The organism is Paraburkholderia sp. EG304, assembly GCF_046543485.1.
GTDB classification, from domain to species: Bacteria; Pseudomonadota; Gammaproteobacteria; order Burkholderiales; family Burkholderiaceae; genus Paraburkholderia; species Paraburkholderia youngii.
On record NZ_JBKGUA010000395.1, the window covers coordinates 1 to 339 of the forward strand.

At 54.3% G+C, this 339-nt stretch carries 1 pseudogene; it reads left to right on the plus strand.

Annotation, left to right across the window (positions count from 1 at the left end):
* Positions 1 to 117, plus strand: a pseudogene (locus ACLFKU_RS44450) (IS30 family transposase); the annotation flags it as partial.
* Between the last annotated feature and the right edge of the window lie 222 nt (positions 118 to 339).

Consider the following 339-nt stretch of genomic DNA (forward strand, 5'->3'; position numbering starts at 1 on the left):
TACTCTCAGGCCAAACTTAATGCCGTGGCAAGAAGGCTGAATGAGCGTCCAAGGAAGACACTGAATTACGAAACGCCGGCTGAACGGTTCCAGCAAACTATTGCATCGACCGGTTGAATCCGCCGACATGAAGCAGTGGTTCGAGGCGACGCTTCTCGCGCTCTCCGCGAAATCGGACACCACCAAAGCGATCCAATACTCGTTGAATCGCTGTAAGCGCCCGGTCATCCCATCTTGAGTCACGGTGAAAGTCTTGGGAGCATCGTGTTCACTTAAATAGGTGGACACGTGAACACTATTGAAGAAGCAGCGGCACCTAGCCGTCGACGACGCCGGCGC